This window comes from Streptomyces sp. NBC_01463, assembly GCA_036227345.1.
In the GTDB taxonomy this organism is placed as follows: domain Bacteria; phylum Actinomycetota; class Actinomycetes; order Streptomycetales; family Streptomycetaceae; genus Streptomyces.
The window spans coordinates 8,590,676-8,608,502 of the sequence record CP109468.1 but is presented as its reverse complement, the minus strand read 5'-3'; the positions used below and the strand labels follow the sequence as shown (position 1 = coordinate 8,608,502).

15 protein-coding genes are annotated in these 17,827 nt (G+C 70.2%); 11 read left to right on the top strand and 4 right to left on the bottom strand.

Translation table 11 applies throughout. The features are described 5' to 3' along the window. The first annotated feature begins 74 nt into the window (after positions 1–74). The 3 genes from OG521_37820 (at position 75) to OG521_37810 (ending at position 3,636) form a co-directional block, all read left to right on the top strand. Complete coding sequence (locus OG521_37820; GenBank protein WUW26217.1) at positions 75–533, top strand: nuclear transport factor 2 family protein; 459 nt, start codon at positions 75–77, stop codon at positions 531–533. Between the two features lie 151 nt (positions 534–684). After that, positions 685–1,068: a DoxX family protein gene (locus OG521_37815; GenBank protein ID WUW26216.1), complete on the top strand. Its 384-nt coding sequence runs from the start codon at positions 685–687 to the stop codon at positions 1,066–1,068. A 129-nt stretch (positions 1,069–1,197) separates the two neighbouring features. Beyond that, positions 1,198–3,636, top strand: a complete 2,439-nt coding sequence (locus OG521_37810) for a SpoIIE family protein phosphatase (protein WUW26215.1) — start codon at positions 1,198–1,200, stop codon at positions 3,634–3,636. A 96-nt stretch (positions 3,637–3,732) separates the two neighbouring features. Here OG521_37810 and OG521_37805 read toward each other — a convergent pair whose 3' ends face one another. After that, complete coding sequence (locus OG521_37805; protein WUW26214.1) at positions 3,733–6,588, bottom strand: glycoside hydrolase N-terminal domain-containing protein; 2,856 nt, start codon at positions 6,586–6,588, stop codon at positions 3,733–3,735. A gap of 353 nt (positions 6,589–6,941) precedes the next feature. On the opposite strand from OG521_37805, the gene OG521_37800 reads away from it, so the two are divergent. The 8 genes from OG521_37800 to OG521_37765 all read left to right on the top strand — a co-directional run bounded on the left by OG521_37800 (position 6,942) and on the right by OG521_37765 (position 15,089). Further along, positions 6,942–8,033: a substrate-binding domain-containing protein gene (locus OG521_37800; GenBank protein ID WUW26213.1), complete on the top strand. Its 1,092-nt coding sequence runs from the start codon at positions 6,942–6,944 to the stop codon at positions 8,031–8,033. A gap of 37 nt (positions 8,034–8,070) precedes the next feature. Continuing rightward, a complete protein-coding gene (locus tag OG521_37795) occupies positions 8,071–9,159 on the top strand; it encodes a mandelate racemase/muconate lactonizing enzyme family protein (protein ID WUW26212.1) in 1,089 nt (362 codons plus the stop codon). A gap of 74 nt (positions 9,160–9,233) precedes the next feature. Continuing rightward, on the top strand, positions 9,234–10,238 hold the full coding sequence (locus tag OG521_37790) for an ABC transporter permease (GenBank protein ID WUW26932.1): 1,005 nt from the start codon (positions 9,234–9,236) through the stop codon (positions 10,236–10,238). Further along, a complete protein-coding gene (locus OG521_37785; protein WUW26211.1) occupies positions 10,235–11,311 on the top strand; it encodes an ABC transporter permease in 1,077 nt (358 codons plus the stop codon). The genes OG521_37790 and OG521_37785 overlap by 4 nt, the downstream gene beginning before the upstream one ends. Beyond that, the gene (locus OG521_37780; GenBank protein WUW26210.1) at positions 11,308–12,852 is read left to right on the top strand and encodes a sugar ABC transporter ATP-binding protein; all 1,545 of its coding nucleotides are present in this window, start codon (positions 11,308–11,310) and stop codon (positions 12,850–12,852) included. Before OG521_37785 ends, OG521_37780 begins: the two co-directional genes overlap by 4 nt. Continuing rightward, positions 12,849–13,172, top strand: coding sequence for an L-rhamnose mutarotase (locus tag OG521_37775; GenBank protein WUW26209.1), 324 nt, complete (start codon positions 12,849–12,851; stop codon positions 13,170–13,172). The genes OG521_37780 and OG521_37775 overlap by 4 nt, the downstream gene beginning before the upstream one ends. Before the next feature lie 72 nt (positions 13,173–13,244). Beyond that, entirely contained in the window at positions 13,245–14,291 is a 1,047-nt protein-coding gene (locus tag OG521_37770; protein ID WUW26208.1) for an aldo/keto reductase, read from the top strand. 78 nt (positions 14,292–14,369) lie between these two features. After that, positions 14,370–15,089 carry a GntR family transcriptional regulator gene (locus OG521_37765; protein WUW26207.1) on the top strand — a complete coding sequence of 240 codons (720 nt, stop codon included), beginning with the start codon at positions 14,370–14,372 and terminating at the stop codon, positions 15,087–15,089. Positions 15,090–15,217: 128 nt separating this feature from the next. On the opposite strand, the gene OG521_37760 is transcribed toward OG521_37765, so the two are convergent. From OG521_37760 to OG521_37750, 3 genes are all read right to left on the bottom strand, one after another. After that, on the bottom strand, positions 15,218–16,057 hold the full coding sequence (locus tag OG521_37760; protein WUW26206.1) for an alpha/beta fold hydrolase: 840 nt from the start codon (positions 16,055–16,057) through the stop codon (positions 15,218–15,220). A 164-nt stretch (positions 16,058–16,221) separates the two neighbouring features. Next, positions 16,222–16,842 carry a dihydrofolate reductase family protein gene (locus OG521_37755; GenBank protein ID WUW26205.1) on the bottom strand — a complete coding sequence of 207 codons (621 nt, stop codon included), beginning with the start codon at positions 16,840–16,842 and terminating at the stop codon, positions 16,222–16,224. A gap of 124 nt (positions 16,843–16,966) precedes the next feature. Further along, the gene (locus OG521_37750) at positions 16,967–17,809 is read right to left on the bottom strand and encodes a helix-turn-helix domain-containing protein (GenBank protein WUW26204.1); all 843 of its coding nucleotides are present in this window, start codon (positions 17,807–17,809) and stop codon (positions 16,967–16,969) included. Positions 17,810–17,827: the final 18 nt, after the last annotated feature.

Below are 17,827 nucleotides of genomic sequence, written 5' to 3'. Positions count from 1 at the left end.
CAATGCTGAACACATCACCCACCGGTCAGGCGGCAACCGCCTGACCGACGCGTCGACAAGGCAGGGGCCCCCCGATGAGCACTGTGCAGGCCGTGGCCGATCGCTTCGAGATCGGCGCGCTGTGCGCCGAGGTCACCGACGCGGTGATGATGCGCGACTTCGACCGCGTCGCCTCGCTGTTCACACCTGACGGCGCCATGCGATGGCCGCACATCGGCAAGGAGTTCCTCAGCCGTGAGGAGATCCGCGCGGGGATCGAGTGGGGGCAGGGACTGTGGGAGTTCTTCGTTCAGAACATCCACCCCGGCGTCATCCGGCTCGACGGCGACACGGCGACCGGGCGGGTGCACGTCCAGGAGTTCGGGCGGATGCACGACGGCAGCTCGCACCTGAACTACGCCCTCTACCACGACAGTTACCGGCGCACGCTCGACGGCTGGAGATTCAGCGAACGCGTCTACGAGGTGAGATACCTCGACTCCACCCCGCTCACGGGCTCACCGCCCCGGGAGCCGGGGCACCGGCCCGTCTGACGACATCGACGGACACCGACGGTGACCGGGTGCCCGCCCTCCGGCCGCTGCCCCGGGAGGCCCCCGACCGTGCCCTCGGCCCGTCGCCCGTTGATCCGCACCCGTTACCCGAGGCACCGCACCCAATTCTGACAGGACTGGAAGACCACTCATGAACCTCGCTCTCTGGATCGCCACCGGACTGCTGACCGCGGTCGCCCTGGCCGGCGGCATCAGCAAGACCTTCGTCCCCAAGGCGAGACTGGCCGCGCAGCACGGCGGGGAATGGACGCAGGACGTCGGCACCGGCTTCGTCAAGAGCCTCGGGGTCCTCGAAATCCTGGCCGCGATCGGCCTGATCCTGCCCGCCGTGCTCGACATCGCGCCGGTCATGGTCCCGGTGACGGCTACCTGCTGGATCGCCCTCATGATCGGCGCCATGATCACCCACGGCCGTCTCGGTCAGTCCAGACTGGTGCTGCTGAACAGCGTGTACCTCGCGCTTGCGCTCTTCATCGCGTGGGGCCGCTTCGGCCCTTGGTCCTTCGGCGGCTGACGCTCAGCCCCGACGACCCGACGGCCTGGCGGCCCGATGGGCCGGACCGCCAGGTCGTCGGGTCTGATCTCACGGGCCCACGGCGCTGACCGGGCCGGCTCCGACGTGCTTCGCCCGTCAGGCTGGCGCATGCTGGCAGAAGCAGGGAATCCACAGCAGGGAATCCACCTGTCGGCAAGGGGGCGCCCCCTCGTGGGACCGAGCAACAGCCCAGAACGCCCTGACGGCGCTCATCGGAGCCGGTCCGCTCTGGAGGGCGTCGCGACTGCGATGATGGACGAGCACGGCCGCGTCACCTGGTGGTCGCGGGCGGCGCAGGACATGCTCGGATGGACCGCCGCGGACATGGCGGGAAAGCTCGCCTCCCGCCTCCTGGCCGAGCCCGGGAGGGCCGGACGTCGCAGCGACGGCGCGGCCCGGTGCCGGGCCCGGCTGCGGCAGCGCTCGGGGCAGGTGGTCGAGGTCGACCTGCTGATCGCGGAGGCGGACGGTTCCGCCGAGCGGCTGGTGCTGATGCTGATGCCCGGCGGGCCGGACGGTACGGACCAGGACCGGGACGTGGCACGCGCGCTCCTCGCGCAGGACGGCATCGGGGTCGCTCAGTTCGACATGGGGCTGGGACTCGTACGGACGAATGCCGCGATGGAGGCCCTGCGCCCGGAGGATGCCGAGGACGACTGGTTGTGCCGGCTCACCGCCCGCGACGGCGGCGGTGCCTCCCGGGCCGCCTTCGAGCTGGTCGCGGCCACCGGAAAGGCCGTCGCCTCCCTCGTCTACGAGGTGGGCCCGCTCGGCCGTGTCACGGCGCTCGCCCTGTCGTGCTTCCGCGTCGACGACCAGTTCGGCACGCCGGTGGGCATCATGGTCGAGGTCTCCAGAGTCACGGACGCGGGTTCACCGCGCCATGCCGACACGTACCGCCAGGCCTTCGAGATCGGGGAGTCGCTCGACGTGGTCCAGGTGGCCGAGGACCTCATGGCGATTCTCGTACCGGCTCTCGGGGACTACGCGACCGTGGACTATCCCGATGACGTCCTGGAGGGCCGCGATCCGGCGCCGGGCTACCCGGGCCAGGTGGCGTCCGCCCCTCGCCGCGTGGCGGTCCGGGCCGCGGACGGGGACTGGCCGTCCCGGCTGATCCAGGTCGGCGAGCCCATCCCGCGCGTCGCGGAGACGCCCGAGATCGCCGCCAAGTCGGTCGGCGGGGTGCTCGCCGCCGACGCGGAGCTGTCCCGGCGGATCCTCGGCGGCGATCCCGCCCTGATGCGCGCCTTCCTGCCCGCGGGCATGCACGATTCGCTCGGCTGCCCGCTGTATCGCGGCGGTCGCTTCTTCGGGTACGCGGCGGTCTACCGCACGAGTACCGCCACGCCCTTCGACGAGACCGACATCAAGCTGATGCACGACCTGTGCGGCCGTACGGCGACGGCCATCGACAACGCCTTCCGGTTCGCCCGCGAACACCAGACGGCCGTGGTCCTTCAGCGCAGTCTGCTGCCCCCGGCGGCAACGAGCAGCACGGCGGCCGAGACGGCCGGCGTGTACCTGCCGGCGGGCGGGGCCGTGAGTGTCGGGGGTGACTGGTTCGACGCCTTCGACCTGTCCTCACTGCGCGTCGGTCTCGTCGTCGGTGATGTCGTGGGGCACGGCCTGGAGGCGGCCGCGACCATGGCGCGCCTGCGTACCGCCGTCCAGACGCTCGCCGACCTGGATCTGCCGCCCGAGGAGCTGCTGACCCGGCTGGACGATCTGGTGCGGCGGATGCAGCGGGAGGCGTCCGAGCCCGACAGTGTGGGCGGCTCGTGTCTGTTCGCGGTGTACGACCCGGTCAGCCGGGTGTGCCAGATGGCCTCCGCCGGGCACCCGCCTCCTGCTCTGATCACACCCGAGGGCGATGTCGGCTTCGTGCCCGTCACGCCGGGTCCGCTTCTCGGGGTCGGCGACAACCCTTTCGACGTCATGAGTGTGACGCTGCGGCCGGGGAGCACTCTCGTCATGTACACGGACGGGCTGCTCGGGCGGGATGTCGGACGCGGGTCGGAGCTGCTGAAGACCGCGCTGGCGGAACTGTCCCCGGCCGAAGGCGGTCTGGACTCCCTGGGCAGTTCCCTGCTGGCGCGGATTCCTCATGCGGAGCACCCGCCGGATGACATCACGCTCCTGCTCGCCCGTACCGACGCCGTACCCGAGGGATCGATGGCGACGTGGGAGTACCCGGCGGATCCGGCCGCCGTTCAGAACGCCCGCGCCCACGTCAACGCCCAGTTGGAGGCGTGGGGACTCGACGAGCTGCTCTTCAGTACGGAGCTCATCGTGAGCGAGCTCGTGACCAACGCCATCCGGTACGCCGGCGGCGGCCCCGTCGTCCTGCGGCTGATCCTCGACCGCGTGCTCGTGTGCGAGGTGTCGGACCCGAGCAGCACCCAGCCCCGGCTGCGTCGCGCGCTCACCACGGACGAGGGCGGACGCGGTCTCTTCCTCGTCGCCCAGCTGACCACCCGTTGGGGCAGCCGCTATACCGAGCGCGGCAAGACGATCTGGACCGAACAGCCCCTGACGGCGTTCTGAGGACGGTCGTCCTGGACCGGCTCACAGGGGCCGGGGGACGGCGACCCGCTCCCGCCACCCCGGCCCTTCGCCGCGGTCACCCGCCGCTCCGGTGGTTCACCAGCCGATACGCCGCCACTGCTGGCCCGTGCCGCCGTCGGGGGCCTGCTGTTCCACCGCCGCACCATCGGCGGTGGAACCACCGGCTATGCCGAGGGCCTTGCCGCTGCGTACACAGGTGACGGTGACGTAGCCGTCGCCCGCGTCGGCGACCTTCCACTGCTGGCTGGTGCTGTGTTCGGGCGTCCACTGGGTGATCCTGGCACCGGCGTCCGTGGTGCCGCCCCAGACGGCCCAGGTCAGGGGTGTGCTGCCGTGGGTGGTGTAGATCTCGTACCGCTCTCCCCCGACGGGTACGAACCTGAACTGCTGGTTCACGGCCCGGCTCGGGGTGTACTGGATCAGCGCGGTGCCGTTGGCGGTGGAGGCACCGGGGACGTCGACGGCCTTGCCCGTCCTGCGGTTGACCAGCTGGAAGACGGTGTGCTGGGCAGGTGGTGCGACGGACACCGATCCGTTGGCGGGAATGGTGACGTGACTGCTCCACTCCCCGAAGACGACCTCGATCGATCTGCCGGCCGTTCCCCGCAGCGTCGCTCCGGTCACCTGGCCGGCCTTCCAGTGCATGTCGAGCGTGAAGCCGCCTCGTACACCGACTCCGGTGACGGACCCGGCAGCGGCCCACGCGCCCGGGATGGCCGGAAGCAGTTCCACCTGACCGGGGCGGGACTCCACCAGCATCTGGATCATCGCGACGGACGTGCCGTAGTTGGCATCGATCTGGAAGACGGAACTGCTGCCGAAGCTGTACATGTCGAACATGTTGATCGCGCTGCCGTTGCTGAAGTTCACCGAAGGCCTCAGCACGTCCAGAACGAGTTCGTACGCCTTGTCCGCGCGCTTCAGCTTCGACCAGCAGATGGACCGCCAGGCACTGGCCCAGCCGAAGCTGGCCATGCCGCGCGCCTCCAGCAGCCTGGTCGCTCCCGTGACGAGCTCGGCGGGCGAGTGTGTGAGGTCGATACGGTCACCGGGGAAGAGGCCGATGAGCGGGGACAGATGACGGTGCGTCGTCTCCCCGAGGTTGTCGTCGCTCATCCACTCCTCCAGCCATCCGCTGGAGGCACTGACCTCGGGCAGGTACAGCCGGTCCTGGAGCCCGGAGACGGTGGCGGCGTAGGCGGCGTCCTCGGCCAGTGCGGCAGCGGCGGCCCGGTAATTCCGGAACAGCTGCCAGACCAGTTCCTGCGCGTAGGTGATGCCACGTGCGTCCTGCGGCCCGTGTTCCGGCGACCAGTCGTGGTCGTCGACGAGGACCTGCTTCGTCCCACCTGTTGCGGGGTCGGGCACGCTCACGGTGACGAGCCGCGACTCCCAGAACTCGCAGGCGCCCTTGAGCAGGGGGTAGATCTTCGCCAGGTGCGCCGCGTCCTGGGTGTACTCGTAGTGCTCGTACAGGGAGTTGCACATCCACGCGTTGCCGGCGGGGTGCCACCACCAGCCGTTTCCGCCCCAGATGTTCGTGGAGATCCCCAGGGTCCAGCCGGCCACCTTCCCGGAGGTGTTCCGGAACCGGTTGCGGGAGTCCTGGAAGAGGTCCCGGGTGGTGGCCTGCCAGCCGGGCAGCTGGGCGACGCAGTGGTCGGTGAAGGCGTCGAAGCACTCGGACAGGCCCGCACGGTCGGGGAGCCAATAGTTCATCTGGACGTTGATGTCGGTGTGGTAGTCGCTCATCCATGCCGGAGCGTTGGTGTCGAGCCACAGGCCCTGGAGGTTGGTGGGCAGGCTGCTCCGGGAACCGCAGATGGTCAGATAGCGGCCGTACTGCAGGTAGGACACCTCCAGTTCCGGGTCGGGCGCGGACCCGTCCGCCGCCCTGGCGGCCAGCCGGGCGGGCGTGGCCATCGCCCGCTGGGCGGTGGTCGACCTGCCCACGTCCACCGTCATGCGCTGCTGGAGCCGCTGGTAGTCGGCCACGTGTGTGGCCAGCAGCGCCGGCCCGCCGGCCGTCGTGGCCCGCGAGGCCTTGGTGCGGGCGACGTCCAGGGGTACGAGCGAGGGGTCCTTGTACGCGACGGACGCGTCCGCCTTGTAGTTGGTGCCGCCGGAGAGGATCAGCAGCACCTCGGTGCAGCCGCTGAACGTGACCTTCGTACCGGACGCCGAGACGGTCCCGCCCGTTCCGGCGGCCTTCACCGCGGTCGCGTACTTCAGGGCGTTCGGCAGCGCGGCCGAGAACGACGCCTCCGCGGCGCCCGCGTTCGCCGACACCGTCTCGCCACGCGTCCCGGAAAGCGTCATCGATCCCGTGTAGGAGCCACCGCCGCTCTGCGACAGCCGCACCACGATCACGTCGTCGGGGTGGCTCGCGAACACTTCGCGGCGGTACGTCACACCGGCCGCCCGGTACGAGACGGTCACCAGGCCGTTGCTCATGTCCAGCGTGCGACGGTAGCCGCTGACGGCCCCGGGCGCGTGGGCCGGGATCTCGAGAACGGCCCTGGCCAGCATTCCGAACGTACCGAAGTCGCCCGTGCCGTAGGGGAACTGCCCGTCCGACTGCAGTGCGGCGTTGGCATGGCCGGTCCACAGCGTCGCGTCCGTCAGGATCAGCGCGTCGCGGGCGGGGCCGCCGGTGGCCAGCGCCCCCAGCCTGCCGTTGCCGAGGGGCAGTCCCTCCTCGACACTGCGGGCCTCGGCACCGGGCTCGGTGTACCAGAGCGTCACCGCGTCGCTCTCGGGCACCAGCGACAGCGCATGAGGACGCGTCACCGCGGCGGCGTTCGTGGTGAACTCCGGCAGCGACGACAGTGCGACCAGCGCGGTCATCGACGCTGCCGCGCGCAGTACGCCGCGGCGGGACATACCGCCCTGGTCCTGGGCGGTGGGCTGAGCGGGTGTACGACGGGACATGGGCTGCGGCTCCTTCTGGGGCAGCGGTGCTCGAATCGTGGGGGTACGGCGGCCGCAAGGCGGCCGCCTGGGCAGAAGTGCAGTGGCACGGGGGCGTCCTGTCAATGGCTGCGACAGAATTTCCTATACGATCGTCACGGATCGATATCGGCGACACATTGCCTCCCTGGATTCGGACAGCCGAGCCCCCACACCTTCACCAACTGGTGTCAAATATGCTGATAACCCATCGAGTTGAGGCCACCGAGGCGTAGGCAGCAAACGAATCACGCCATAGGTCTTGACGCGAGGCATCAGCCGGTCAACCATCACCTCATCAAATTTCCTATTTGATTCTGAAGGTGGTGGTGGAGATGCGTCTCCCGATCAGAGCTGTGATGCCCGGCGTTCTCACCCTCGCCGTTCTCCTGGCGTCCTCCGCGTGCACGGTGAAGACCTCGGGCGAACCGTCGGACGACCGGCCCAGGGCGACCGGCAAGGCCGGTCACGGCGGCGCGGAGCTCGCCGACGGGTCGGGCACCGAGGTGGCGCTCGTCCCGGGTGGGGCCCACCCGTACTTCCAGCCGTGGAAGAAGGCCGGAGCCGCCGCCGAGAAGGCGTACGGCCTCGGCGACGTGGCGTTCGACGAAACAGCCGAATGGGACCAGCAGAAGCAGAACAACCTGCTGTCCACGCTCGCCGCGCGTGGCTACAACGCCTTCGGCGTGTTCGGGGTGTCGCCGACCGACATCAACACCACGTTCGCCGACCTGAAGTCGCAGGGGCTGACCGTGGCCTCGCTCGGCTCGTGTCCCGCCGGCGGGAAGAACGAGGCCGAGTTCTGCCTGTCGACGAACGTCGAACTCGCCGCGTACAAGGCGGCGCGGGCCGCCATCGGAGCCATGGGCGGCAAGGGCACGCTGGTTCACCTCACCGGGAACAACGTCGACGCCAACACCCAGTTGAGGATGAAGGGCGTCTCCAAGGCGGTGTCCGAGACCGGCGGCAAGGTCAGACTGCTCCAGACCATCACGGACATCGACAAGGACCTCCAGACCGCGCAGAAGGCGGTCTCGGACCTTCTCGCGGCCAAGGGCAGCAAGATCCAGGGCATCGTCGCCACCGCGTACAACCCGGCGGTGGCCGCCGCCGACGCGGTCAGGAGCGCCGGTTCGCCTGCCAAGGTCGTCGCCATCGACGACGACGCCAAGATCCTCGGCTCGATCCGGAAGGGAACGGTCACCGCCACCGTCGTGCAGAACCCGGTCGCCCAGGCGGACATCGGAGCGTGGGCACTCGCCCTGCTGCAGACCGGGCAGTGCACCGTCCGCGAGCCCGGACAGATCGTGGACTCCGGCTCCTTCGTCGTCACCGAGTCCAATGTCGACACCTACGACAACGCCCGGAAGGCCAAGACCGAGCAGCTCAGGAAGCAGTTCGCGGACCAGGTCCTCACCTGCGGCTGAAGCCGCCGCCGGCCCTCAAGAAATCGGACGTCGCACGATGAGCATCATCACGACCGCCACGGCCCTGCTGGCGGATATCGCCGTGGAGACGGACCGCACCGACGCGGTGCAGTCCTTCGTCAAGCAGGAGACCATCCTCGTCGAGATCACCTCCGCGGACGGTCTCCACGCAACCGGCTACGCCTACACCATCGGGACCGGAGGCTCCTCCGTCCTGGCCCTGCTCCAGGACCATCTCCTCCCCCTCCTCGTCGGGCAGGACGCCCGCAACGTCGAGGGGCTCTGGCAACGGCTCTTCACCACCACCCGGTCGACCACCACCGGAGCGATCACCTCCCTGGCACTCGCCGCGGTGGACACCGCGCTGTGGGACCTGCGCTGCAAGCGCGCCGGGGAACCCCTGTGGCGGCTCGCGGGCGGTCATCGCCGCGAAGTACCCGTCTACGACACCGAGGGCGGCTGGCTGCACCTGAGCCCCGACGACCTGGTCAAGTCCGCGCTCCGGGCGCAGGAGGCCGGCTGGGCGGGCGTCAAGATCAAGGTGGGCAAGCCGGACGTCGCCGAGGACGCGGAGCGGCTGCGCGCCGTACGCGAGGCCGTGGGTCCGTCGTTGCACATCATGACCGACGCCAATCAGTCGCAGACCGTCTCCTCCGCGCTCCGGCTGGCATCGGCGCTCGAACCCTACGCGCCGTACTGGCTGGAGGAGCCGCTGCCGGCCGACGACCTCGGCGGCCACGCGCAGCTGGCGCGGGCCACCAGGATCCCGATAGCCGTCGGCGAGTCCATGTACTCGGTCATGCAGTTCCGCACCTACCTGGAGAACCGGGCCGCCTCCGTCGTGCAGGTGGATGCCGCCCGCATCGGCGGGATCACTCCGTGGCTGAAGGTCGCGCACCTGGCCGAGAGCCACAACGTGATGGTCTGCCCGCACTTCCTGATGGAGCTGCACGTGAGTCTGGCCGCCGCGGTGCCCAACGGGCACTTCGTCGAGTACATCCCGCAGCTGCGTGCCGTGACCCGCACCGAACTGGCCGTGCGGGACGGCATGGCCGTCGCGCCCGACGAGCCGGGCATCGGCATCGACTGGGACATGGACGCCATCGACAACCGGAGGGTGTCGTGACTCCGCCCGTCGCTCCACCGCTCCTCGATCCGGAGACCGAGGCGCCGCGGGCCGCCGCGCGCACCCCGCACAAGCTGCCGTTCTGGGTGAACCAGCGCCTCGGCCTGCTCGTGCTCACCCTCGCCCTGTGCGCGCTGTTCGGTGTGCTGCGCCCCGCCTTCCTGGACGAACGGCTCGTGCTCTTCCCCCTGCTGCGCGACATCGCGACCCTGACCGTGGTGGCGCTCGCACAGATGGTGGCCCTGTCCGTCGGACACATGAACCTGGCCGTCGGCCGCATGGCCGCCTTCGGGGCCCTGTTCGCCGGGTTCGGATACGACCGGCTCGGCCTGCCGCTGCCGCTCGGCCTCCTGTTGTGCCTGTTCGCCGGCGCGGCCATCGGCGCCCTGACCGGCTGGATCATCGCCCGCACCGGGGTGAGTTCGTTCGTGGTGACCCTGGCCATGGACTTCGCACTGCTGGGGCTGGTGTCGCTGCTGTACTCGGCTCTCACGGAGAACGCGGCGTTCACCACCAGGCCGTCGGGCCTGGCCGAGCTCCGGTCGTACTCACTGGCCGACATCTGTGCCGGCCCGGTGTGCGGATCACCCGCCGTACCCCAGATGATCCAGTTCACCGTGCTCGCGCTGGCCGCTCTCGGCTTCCTCTACGGATGCACCCGGCTCGGCCGGGAGCTCCTGCTCACCGGCGCCAACCCGGCGGCGGCGGAGCTGTCCGGCATCCCCACGGGCCGCCGCATCGTCCTGGCCCACGCCCTGTCGGGACTGCTGGCCGCCCTGGCCGGCTTCATGGCCGCCGTCGGCACCGGAACCTTCCGCGCCTCCCTCGGTGACGACTTCATGCTGCCGTCGTTCCTGGGCGCGGTGCTCGGCGGGACGCTGCTCACCGGCGGGGTCGTCTCGGTCATCGGCGCGCTGCTGGGCACCTCCCTGGTCGGCGTCATCCGCAAGGGCCTCGACCTGCTCGGAGTGGGCCTCGAAAGCCTGAACATCTACCTCGGCTGCGTACTGCTGCTGGCCCTGTCGGCCGACCGCGTGCGCACGGTCGTGTCCTATCGCAAGGTGGTGCGCTCCACATGACCACGATCTACGAACGGGGAGCCCGGGCCGGCTCGGCCCTGCGCCGCTTCTCCCGCTCGACCACGACAACGCTGCTGGGTGTGGCGGTGGTCGGCTACGTGGCTCTGGGCGTGGCCTCGTCCGGCTCCTTCTTCGAAGGGCCCTCCGTACGCACCTTCCTGCAGTACCTGGCCACTCCGATCCTCATCGGCCTCGCCCAGATGGTCGCGTTGTGTGTGGGCCAGCTCAACCTGGCGGTCGGTGCCCTCGGCGGGTTCAGCGCCTGCCTGATGGGCGTGCTGATGGCGGACAACGGTGTCCCGGCGCCTGTCGCCGCCGCGGTGGGTGTGCTGACGGCGGCCCTCGTCGGCCTGGTGACCGGCGTGTTCATCGTGGCGACGAGGATCAACGGGTTCATCGTCACGCTCGGCACGATGACGATCCTGCTGGGCGCGCAGTACCGGCTGGCCGGCACCCGCACCGTCGACGGCTACTCCGAGACCCTCAAGGACCTCGGCAGGGCGGCCCCGTTGAACCTTCCGCTGGTGTTCCTGGTCGCGCTCGCCTCGGCCGTCCTGCTCGCCGCCTTCATGTACCGCACCGTCGCGGGACGCCGTCTCCTCGCGGCCGGCGGCAACCCGCTCGCCGCCAGGCTGTCCGGCATCTCCACCGACCGGCAGATCGTGCTCGCCCACACCGTCTCCGGCCTGCTGGTCGGCGTGGCCGCGCTGACGGCGACCGCCTCCCTGCCGGGTGTCAACCGGAGCGTCGGCGGCGACTGGCTGCTGCCGAGCTTCGCCGCACCCATCATCGGCGGCGTGGCCCTGGTCGGCGGCAGTGTCGCGGTGCTCGGCACGGTGCTGGCGGCCTTCGTGATGCGGCTGATCGATGCCGCCCGGGCCCAGTTCTCCCTCGATCCGAGCTGGGTGAACTTCCTCATCGGACTGGTCGTGCTCGGCACCGTGGTCGGTGGGCGGATGCACCAGACCCATCTGGAGAAGAAGGGCAGGGAACAGCGGCGTATCCCGGCCGCGCCGGTGGAAACCGGCCGCGGGACGGACGCCGCCCTGCCGAGCGCGGGAGGCGCACGATGAACGACGTTCTGCTGGACTGCCGGGGCATCGTCAAGGTCTTCCCCGGTGTACGCGCGCTGGACGGCGTCGGACTGCGGCTGACGGCCGGCTCGGTACATGCCCTGCTGGGTGAGAACGGTGCGGGCAAGTCCACCCTGATCAAGGTCCTGACCGGTGTGCACTCCCCCGACGGCGGCCAACTCCTGTGGCAGGAGCAGGAGGTGCACCTGCGCTCGCCGCTGGAGGCCACCCGCACCGGCATCGGTGTCGTCCACCAGGAACGCAACCTCGTCCCCGGCTTCTCGGTCGCCGAGAACATCACCCTGCAGAGCCCTCCCTCGCGCCGCGGGCTCATCGACCGTGACGCCATGACGGAGCCGGCGCTCACGTGCCTGTCCGAACTCGGCCTGGACATCGATCCTCATCGGCCCGTCCGCGAACTCTCGGTGGCACAGCAGCAGTTGGTGGAGATCGCCAAGGCGCTCCACACCGAGAGCAGGGTGCTGCTTCTCGACGAGCCGACGGCCTCGCTCTCGCCGCAGGAGGCTGAGCGGCTGTTCGAGGTGGTCCGGCGGCTGGCCGCCAGGGGCACCTGTGTCGTCTTCGTCAGCCACAAGCTCGAAGAGGTCTTCGCCATCTGCGACACCGTCACGGTGCTCCGCGACGGCCGGTCCGTACTGGAGTCGTCGCCACTGGCCGGTCACACGCACGACGACGTGGTCGGCCTGATGGTGGGCCGTGCCCACTCCGCCACGGAGATGGAACCCCGCACCGTCGACGCATCCGCGCCGCCGGTGCTCTCGCTCGACCGGCTCGCGACCGCCGACGGGCACGAGGACATCTCCCTGGACGTGCGTCCCGGCGAGATCGTCGGTCTGTACGGTCTGGTGGGAGCCGGCCGCAGTGAGCTCGTGAAGGCGGTCCTGGGCCTGGAACGGTGCACGGGTGGTGAGATCCGGGTGCATGGACAGGCTGCCCGGATCAGCTCTCCGCGGCAGGCGCTCCACCGGTACGGGATCGGATACCTCACCGAGAACCGCAAGGAGGAGGGCGTCTTCCTCGAACAGCCCATCCACCGGAACATCACGGTGACGGTCTGGAGCAAGCTGGCCGGGGCGCTGGGTTTCGTCTCGGCGCGCAAGGAGCGCGACATCGCGCAGGACCTGGTCGACCGGCTGGGAATCCGCGTCTCCGGACTCGCGCAGAACGCCGGTGAACTCTCCGGGGGCAACCAGCAGAAGGTGAGCCTGGCGAAGTGGCTCGCTGCCGACACACGTCTGCTCATCGTCGACGAGCCGACCGTCGGCGTCGACGTCCGCACCAAGCACGCCTTCCACGAGCTGCTGTGGGACCTGGCCCGCCGCGGGCTGCCCATCCTGCTCATCAGCAGCGACCTCGCAGAAATGATCACACTCGCGGACCGGGTCGTCGTGATGGCCGATCACCGGATCCGCGGGGAGGTCGCCAACGACCGGGACTACGAGAGCATGAGCGGTCAGATCATCCGCATCATCCACGACCGGGCGGACTCCGTAGTCGCTTCGAAGGCCGATGCCCGATGAAGCGCGTGGCCCAGGTGATCCGGGTCCGTCCGGAGAGGCTCGACGAGTACCGCGATCTGCACCGCCGGGTCCCGCAGCCGGTTCTGGACCGGCTGCGGGCCAGTCACATCGCGAACTACTCGATCCATCTGCTCGGCGACCGGCTCTTCGCCTACTTCGAGTACCACGGCGACGACCTGGCCGCCGACCTCGCCCTCATGGCCGCGGACGACGCGACGCAGGCGTGGTGGCGGCTGACCGATCCGTGCCAGGAGCCGGTCCCCGAAGCCGCGCCCGGGGAGCACTGGGCGTCGATGGAGCAGGTGTTCCTCATGGAGTGACCGCCCCGGACCCCACGCTCCCCCGACTCGCCCACCTCGCCCCCTCCCCCTCACCGAACCAGGACGTCAGCCATGCCCAGCGATCTCGGGAGACAGCCGCTCGGCGGCAGCAGCACGTGGACATCGCCGCTCGCCTTCGGCGCGGCGACCCTCGGCAACCTCTTCACCGAAACGACGGACGACCAGGCGGCAGCCACGGTCGAAGCAGCCTGGAACCACGGCATCCGGTCGTTCGACACGGCACCGCACTACGGTCTGGGACTGTCCGAACGCCGCCTCGGTGCCGCGCTGCGCCTCCGGCCGCGCGCCGAGTTCACCCTCTCCACCAAGGTCGGACGCCTCCTGGATACCGCGGCGGGGCTGCGCGGCTCCGACCTGGAGAACGGCTTCGCCGTCCCGTCCACGCACCGGAGGGTGTGGGACTTCACGGCCGACGGCGTGCGCCGCAGTCTGGAGGACAGCCTGGTCCGCCTCGGCCTGGACCATGTGGACATCGTGTATCTGCACGACCCGGACGACCATGCGGAACAAGCCCTCGACGAGGCGTATCCGGCCCTCGAACGACTCCGCGCGGAAGGCACGGTGAAGGCCATCGGCCTGGGCATGAACCAGCCCCGCCTACCGTCCCGCTTCGTACGCGAGACGGACATCGATGTGGTGCTGCTCGCCGGTTGCTACACGCTGCTGGATCGGAGCGGCCTCCGGGAGCTGTTGCCGCTCGCCGCCGGACGAGGTGTCTCGGTCGTGGCCGGAGGTGTCTTCAACTCGGGGCTGCTCGCCGCGCCCGGGCCTCTGGCGACCTACGGCTACCGGACGGCGGCGCCGGACATGCTGAAGCGTGCGCTGGCCCTGCAGAGGGTCTGCGAGGGACACGGGGTGCCTCTGCGGGCGGTCGCGGCACGTTTCCCCCTCGGTCACCGCGCTGTCGCGTCGGTGCTGCTCGGACTGCGCAGCGCGGAGGAGGTGGCGGACGCCGTCGGACAGTTCCGCCGCCCGCTGCCGGACGCCCTGTGGCAGGACCTGCGCGCGGAGGGTCTGCTTGCCGCGGATGTTCCGGTCCCGAACGGCACACCGGCCGTCCCTGGTGACGGCCGGTCCGACCACATGGATCACCCATGACCTCGGCGTTCACCACCGCCCCGATGCCGCTTGGCTAAACTGCGGCTGTCCCGAGAAACCCGAGCAACAGGAGAACGGATGCCACCGCAGGACCGTTCTGCAGGCAGGCTCAAGGACTCGGACGGAGAGACAGGGTCCGCGCCCCCTGCCAGGCAGGTGCTCTCCGACAGCGTCTACGAGGACATCAAGGCGAAGGTCATGGACCATGAGATCGCGCCGGGTGCCCGCGTCGGCATCGACGCCCTCTCGCGGACCCTGGGCGTGTCCCCGACACCCGTACGTGAGGCCCTGGCCCGCCTCGAAGCCGACGGCCTGGTGGTGAAGCGGTCGCTCTCGGGATACCGCGCCACCGAGTTGCTGACGCGGCAGGGCGTTGAGGAACTCTTCGAGATGCGCCTGCTGTTGGAGCCCAGGGCCACGGAACTCGCGGCGGCGAACGCCACCGAGGAGGAGCTCGACACCATCGAGCAGATCGTGGAGGAGATGCAGACGCTCCCGGGGCCGACGGGCCGGTACGCGGACTACCGCGACTTCGCCGCCCTGGACCAGCGCTTCCACGACGCCATCGCCGCCGCGTCGCACCGGCCGCTGCTCGCCGCCGCGGTCGAACGGCTCCACTCGCATCTGCACGTCTTCCGGCTCACCCACGTCGAACTCGCCGGAAATCCGACACTGGCCGAACACGAGAACATCGTGCGCGCCATACTCCGCAGACGGGCCGACCGCGCCGCGGCCGCCATGACGGAGCATCTCACCCGCAGTCTGCAACGTCAGCTGAGCCACGGGAGCGAGTCGTAGCGTCAGCTGAGCCATGGCACCAAGTCGTGGTGTCGGCCGAGCCCGCGACCGAGTCCCGGGGAAGCGGTTCGTCAGCAGTCATGGCCTGCCGGCTCCCACGCGGCCCGCGCACCGTCCACCGTCCTCGGTCAGAGCGTGAGCATCGCCTCGGCGACCTCGCCGACCGCCGCGTCGGGGATCGCGGTGGCGGCCTCTTCGAGGACGAGCAGGCGTGCCCCGGGGATCTCGCGCGCGAGCACCTCGCCGTTGCCGACGGGGAAGAACGCGTCGCGGCGGCCGTGGACGACGAGTGCGGGGACACCGATCCCGGACAGGCGCTCACGCCAGCGGGGCGTGCAGTCGAGCCTGGAGAAGACCATGCCCATCTGGTTGGCCATCTGGACCGGGGGCGCGGTGCCGGGTGTGCGGTCCCAGATGCGCGCGGCGACCGCGCGCGCGGCGGCGGGGTCGTTGCCGAGGATCTCGGCGCCGGCGGCGGCGAACTCCGCGACCGCGTCGCGGTCGGTCCAGTCGGGCATCGGGCGCGCGAACAGCCGGCGCATCGTCGCCTGGTCATGGTCGGGAAGGTCGTCGTCGGGCGGCCCGGGGGCGACCGCACGGGTGCCTACGAGGGTGAGTGCCGAGAACGCGCCCGGATGGTCCAGCACGGCCACCTGAGCGACCATCCCGCCGACGCCGGTCCCCGCGATGTGCGCGGGCCCGTCGCCGAGCGCTTCGACGAGGGCCGCCGCGTCGGTGGCGAGGTCGCGCAGGGTGTAGGCGGGCGTCTCCGGATCCGCCGTCGTGGACTCCCCGCTGTCGCGCAGGTCGTAGCGGACCACACGTCGCCCGCCGGCGGCGAGGCGCTCGCAGAGCGCGTCGGGCCAGGAGAGCATCGTGGTCCCGCCGACGAGCAGGACGAGCGGCGCGTCGTCGTCGCCGAACGACTCGACGCCCAAGGCGATTGCATGGACGTGGACAGTGGTCATCGGATCACCGGAAGTCGTCGTGGGCCGGGTGCGTCGCGGTCGATGCCGAGATTACGCTCCGCCGCACCGACGCGTGCGGAGCTGCGCCGCTGCGCGGTGGTGTCCCGGAGATCCCGGTCCGGCGCAGAGCAGGGAACGGGCCCCGGACGGGCTGCCGGCCGGCCTCAGCGACGCACCCTGAACTTCAGGTGCAGTACGCGGTCACCCTGGACGACCACGTCGGGATCCTCCAGCAGCTGCTGCCCGTCGATGCCGCCGAAGAAGCGCTTGCCCGAACCGAACACCGCCGGCACCACGTCCATCGCCACTTCGTCCACGAGGCCGGCCGCGAGGATCTGGCCGCCCACCTCACCGGCGTTGACGGCGACGACTCGGTCTCCGGCGAGTTCCTGGGCCTTGTGGATCGCGGCTTCCACGTCGCCGACGAAGTGGTACGACGCCTCGGGGTGCCAGCCCTCGGGCTTGGGCCGGTGGGAGACCACGACCACGTGGTCGCCCGCGGGCGGCCGGCCCTCCCAGCCGTTCACCAGGTCGAACAGGTGCCGGCCCATCACGATCGTGCCGATCGCCTCCCACATCGGCCGGACGTACTCCGCCGACGCGCGCGAGACCCTGAAGCCTCCTCCGCCTTCGGAGTGGTCGTACTCCTGGTCCCGGTCGCCGCTGCCTTCGGTGAGCGGGGTGTCCCCGCTGAAGTACCAGTCGTGGAGCGGCCCCACGTCGTCGTTCTTGTCGGCGATGAACCCGTCCACCGACACCACGTTGTGCATGATCACTGTGCCCACGGGGTTCTCCTCGACTCGGCGGCTCTGTTTGCCGCTGGTTGTGTCACCGCTGGTCACCGCTTGCCTCCGCATGAGCGGCTGCCTCCGATGATGCGGCCCTGCGGGCGTCCGCGCTTGTAAGAAATCAATCGGCGGGCATCGGGCCGTCGTCCGGCGGGAACTCCTGCTCGGCCGGGATCCGGCGCCGCAGCGCCAGGTACTCCGTCGGCGTGTGGCCGGTGAAGTCCTTGAACTCCTTGCTGAAGTGGGCCTGGTCGAAGTAGCCCGCCGTGAGAGCGAGTTCCGTCCAGTCGACGGGGCGCAGCACGTCCACGGACAGGATCAGACGTGCGAACCGGTAGATGCGGGCGACCTTCTTCGGCGTGACCCCGACGTGAGACTTGAACTGCGCGGCCAGGTGGTTGCCGCTCACGCCTGCGGCATCGCTCAGCGCGGCGACCGGGACCGCGCCGCAGGACGCCTCCAGCCACCCGCCCGAGTGCCGGACGAGATCGAGACCGCGTGGCGGCGTCCCGACGAACCGCGACCGCAGTTCCTCCTCCAGGACCCGCAGCGTCTCGGCGGCCGAGGTGGCCTCGCCGGCCTGGTTGCGGATCCGGTCCACCGACCGCTGCCAGACGGAGTCGACGGGCACCCATCGGTCCCGTAGCTCGGTCGCGGGCACGTCGACGAAGGGCGACATGCCCCAGGGCTTGAAGTGCACTCCGACGAGCCGTACCCGTGTGGGGTACTCGTAGAGGAATCGCCTGGTCCACAGCCCCATGAACAGTCCGTCGGTCAACGATGTCGGCGAGACCGCGGGGTCCGAGTCCCACAGGCGGGCCGGGTCGCCCAGGTTGATGAGCAGGTGCGTCGACGGCATCGGCGGAACGACCGTCCGGCGGTGGCCCGGCACCCCGGTCAGGCAGTAGATGTCGTCGATGAACCGGTCCAGCGGCGGCGCAGGCACCCGGCCGACGTACTCCATGCACTCAGTATCGCGGAC

Coding starts and splice junctions, on each gene's coding strand:
- OG521_37820 (WUW26217.1), top strand. CDS start 75: ATGAGCACTGTGCAGGCCGTGGCCGATCGCTTCGAGATCGGCGCGCTG.
- OG521_37815 (WUW26216.1), top strand. CDS start 685: ATGAACCTCGCTCTCTGGATCGCCACCGGACTGCTGACCGCGGTCGCC.
- OG521_37810 (WUW26215.1), top strand. CDS start 1,198: ATGCTGGCAGAAGCAGGGAATCCACAGCAGGGAATCCACCTGTCGGCA.
- OG521_37805 (WUW26214.1), bottom strand. CDS start 6,588: ATGTCCCGTCGTACACCCGCTCAGCCCACCGCCCAGGACCAGGGCGGT.
- OG521_37800 (WUW26213.1), top strand. CDS start 6,942: ATGCGTCTCCCGATCAGAGCTGTGATGCCCGGCGTTCTCACCCTCGCC.
- OG521_37795 (WUW26212.1), top strand. CDS start 8,071: ATGAGCATCATCACGACCGCCACGGCCCTGCTGGCGGATATCGCCGTG.
- OG521_37785 (WUW26211.1), top strand. CDS start 10,235: ATGACCACGATCTACGAACGGGGAGCCCGGGCCGGCTCGGCCCTGCGC.
- OG521_37780 (WUW26210.1), top strand. CDS start 11,308: ATGAACGACGTTCTGCTGGACTGCCGGGGCATCGTCAAGGTCTTCCCC.
- OG521_37775 (WUW26209.1), top strand. CDS start 12,849: ATGAAGCGCGTGGCCCAGGTGATCCGGGTCCGTCCGGAGAGGCTCGAC.
- OG521_37770 (WUW26208.1), top strand. CDS start 13,245: ATGCCCAGCGATCTCGGGAGACAGCCGCTCGGCGGCAGCAGCACGTGG.
- OG521_37765 (WUW26207.1), top strand. CDS start 14,370: ATGCCACCGCAGGACCGTTCTGCAGGCAGGCTCAAGGACTCGGACGGA.
- OG521_37760 (WUW26206.1), bottom strand. CDS start 16,057: ATGACCACTGTCCACGTCCATGCAATCGCCTTGGGCGTCGAGTCGTTC.
- OG521_37750 (WUW26204.1), bottom strand. CDS start 17,809: ATGGAGTACGTCGGCCGGGTGCCTGCGCCGCCGCTGGACCGGTTCATC.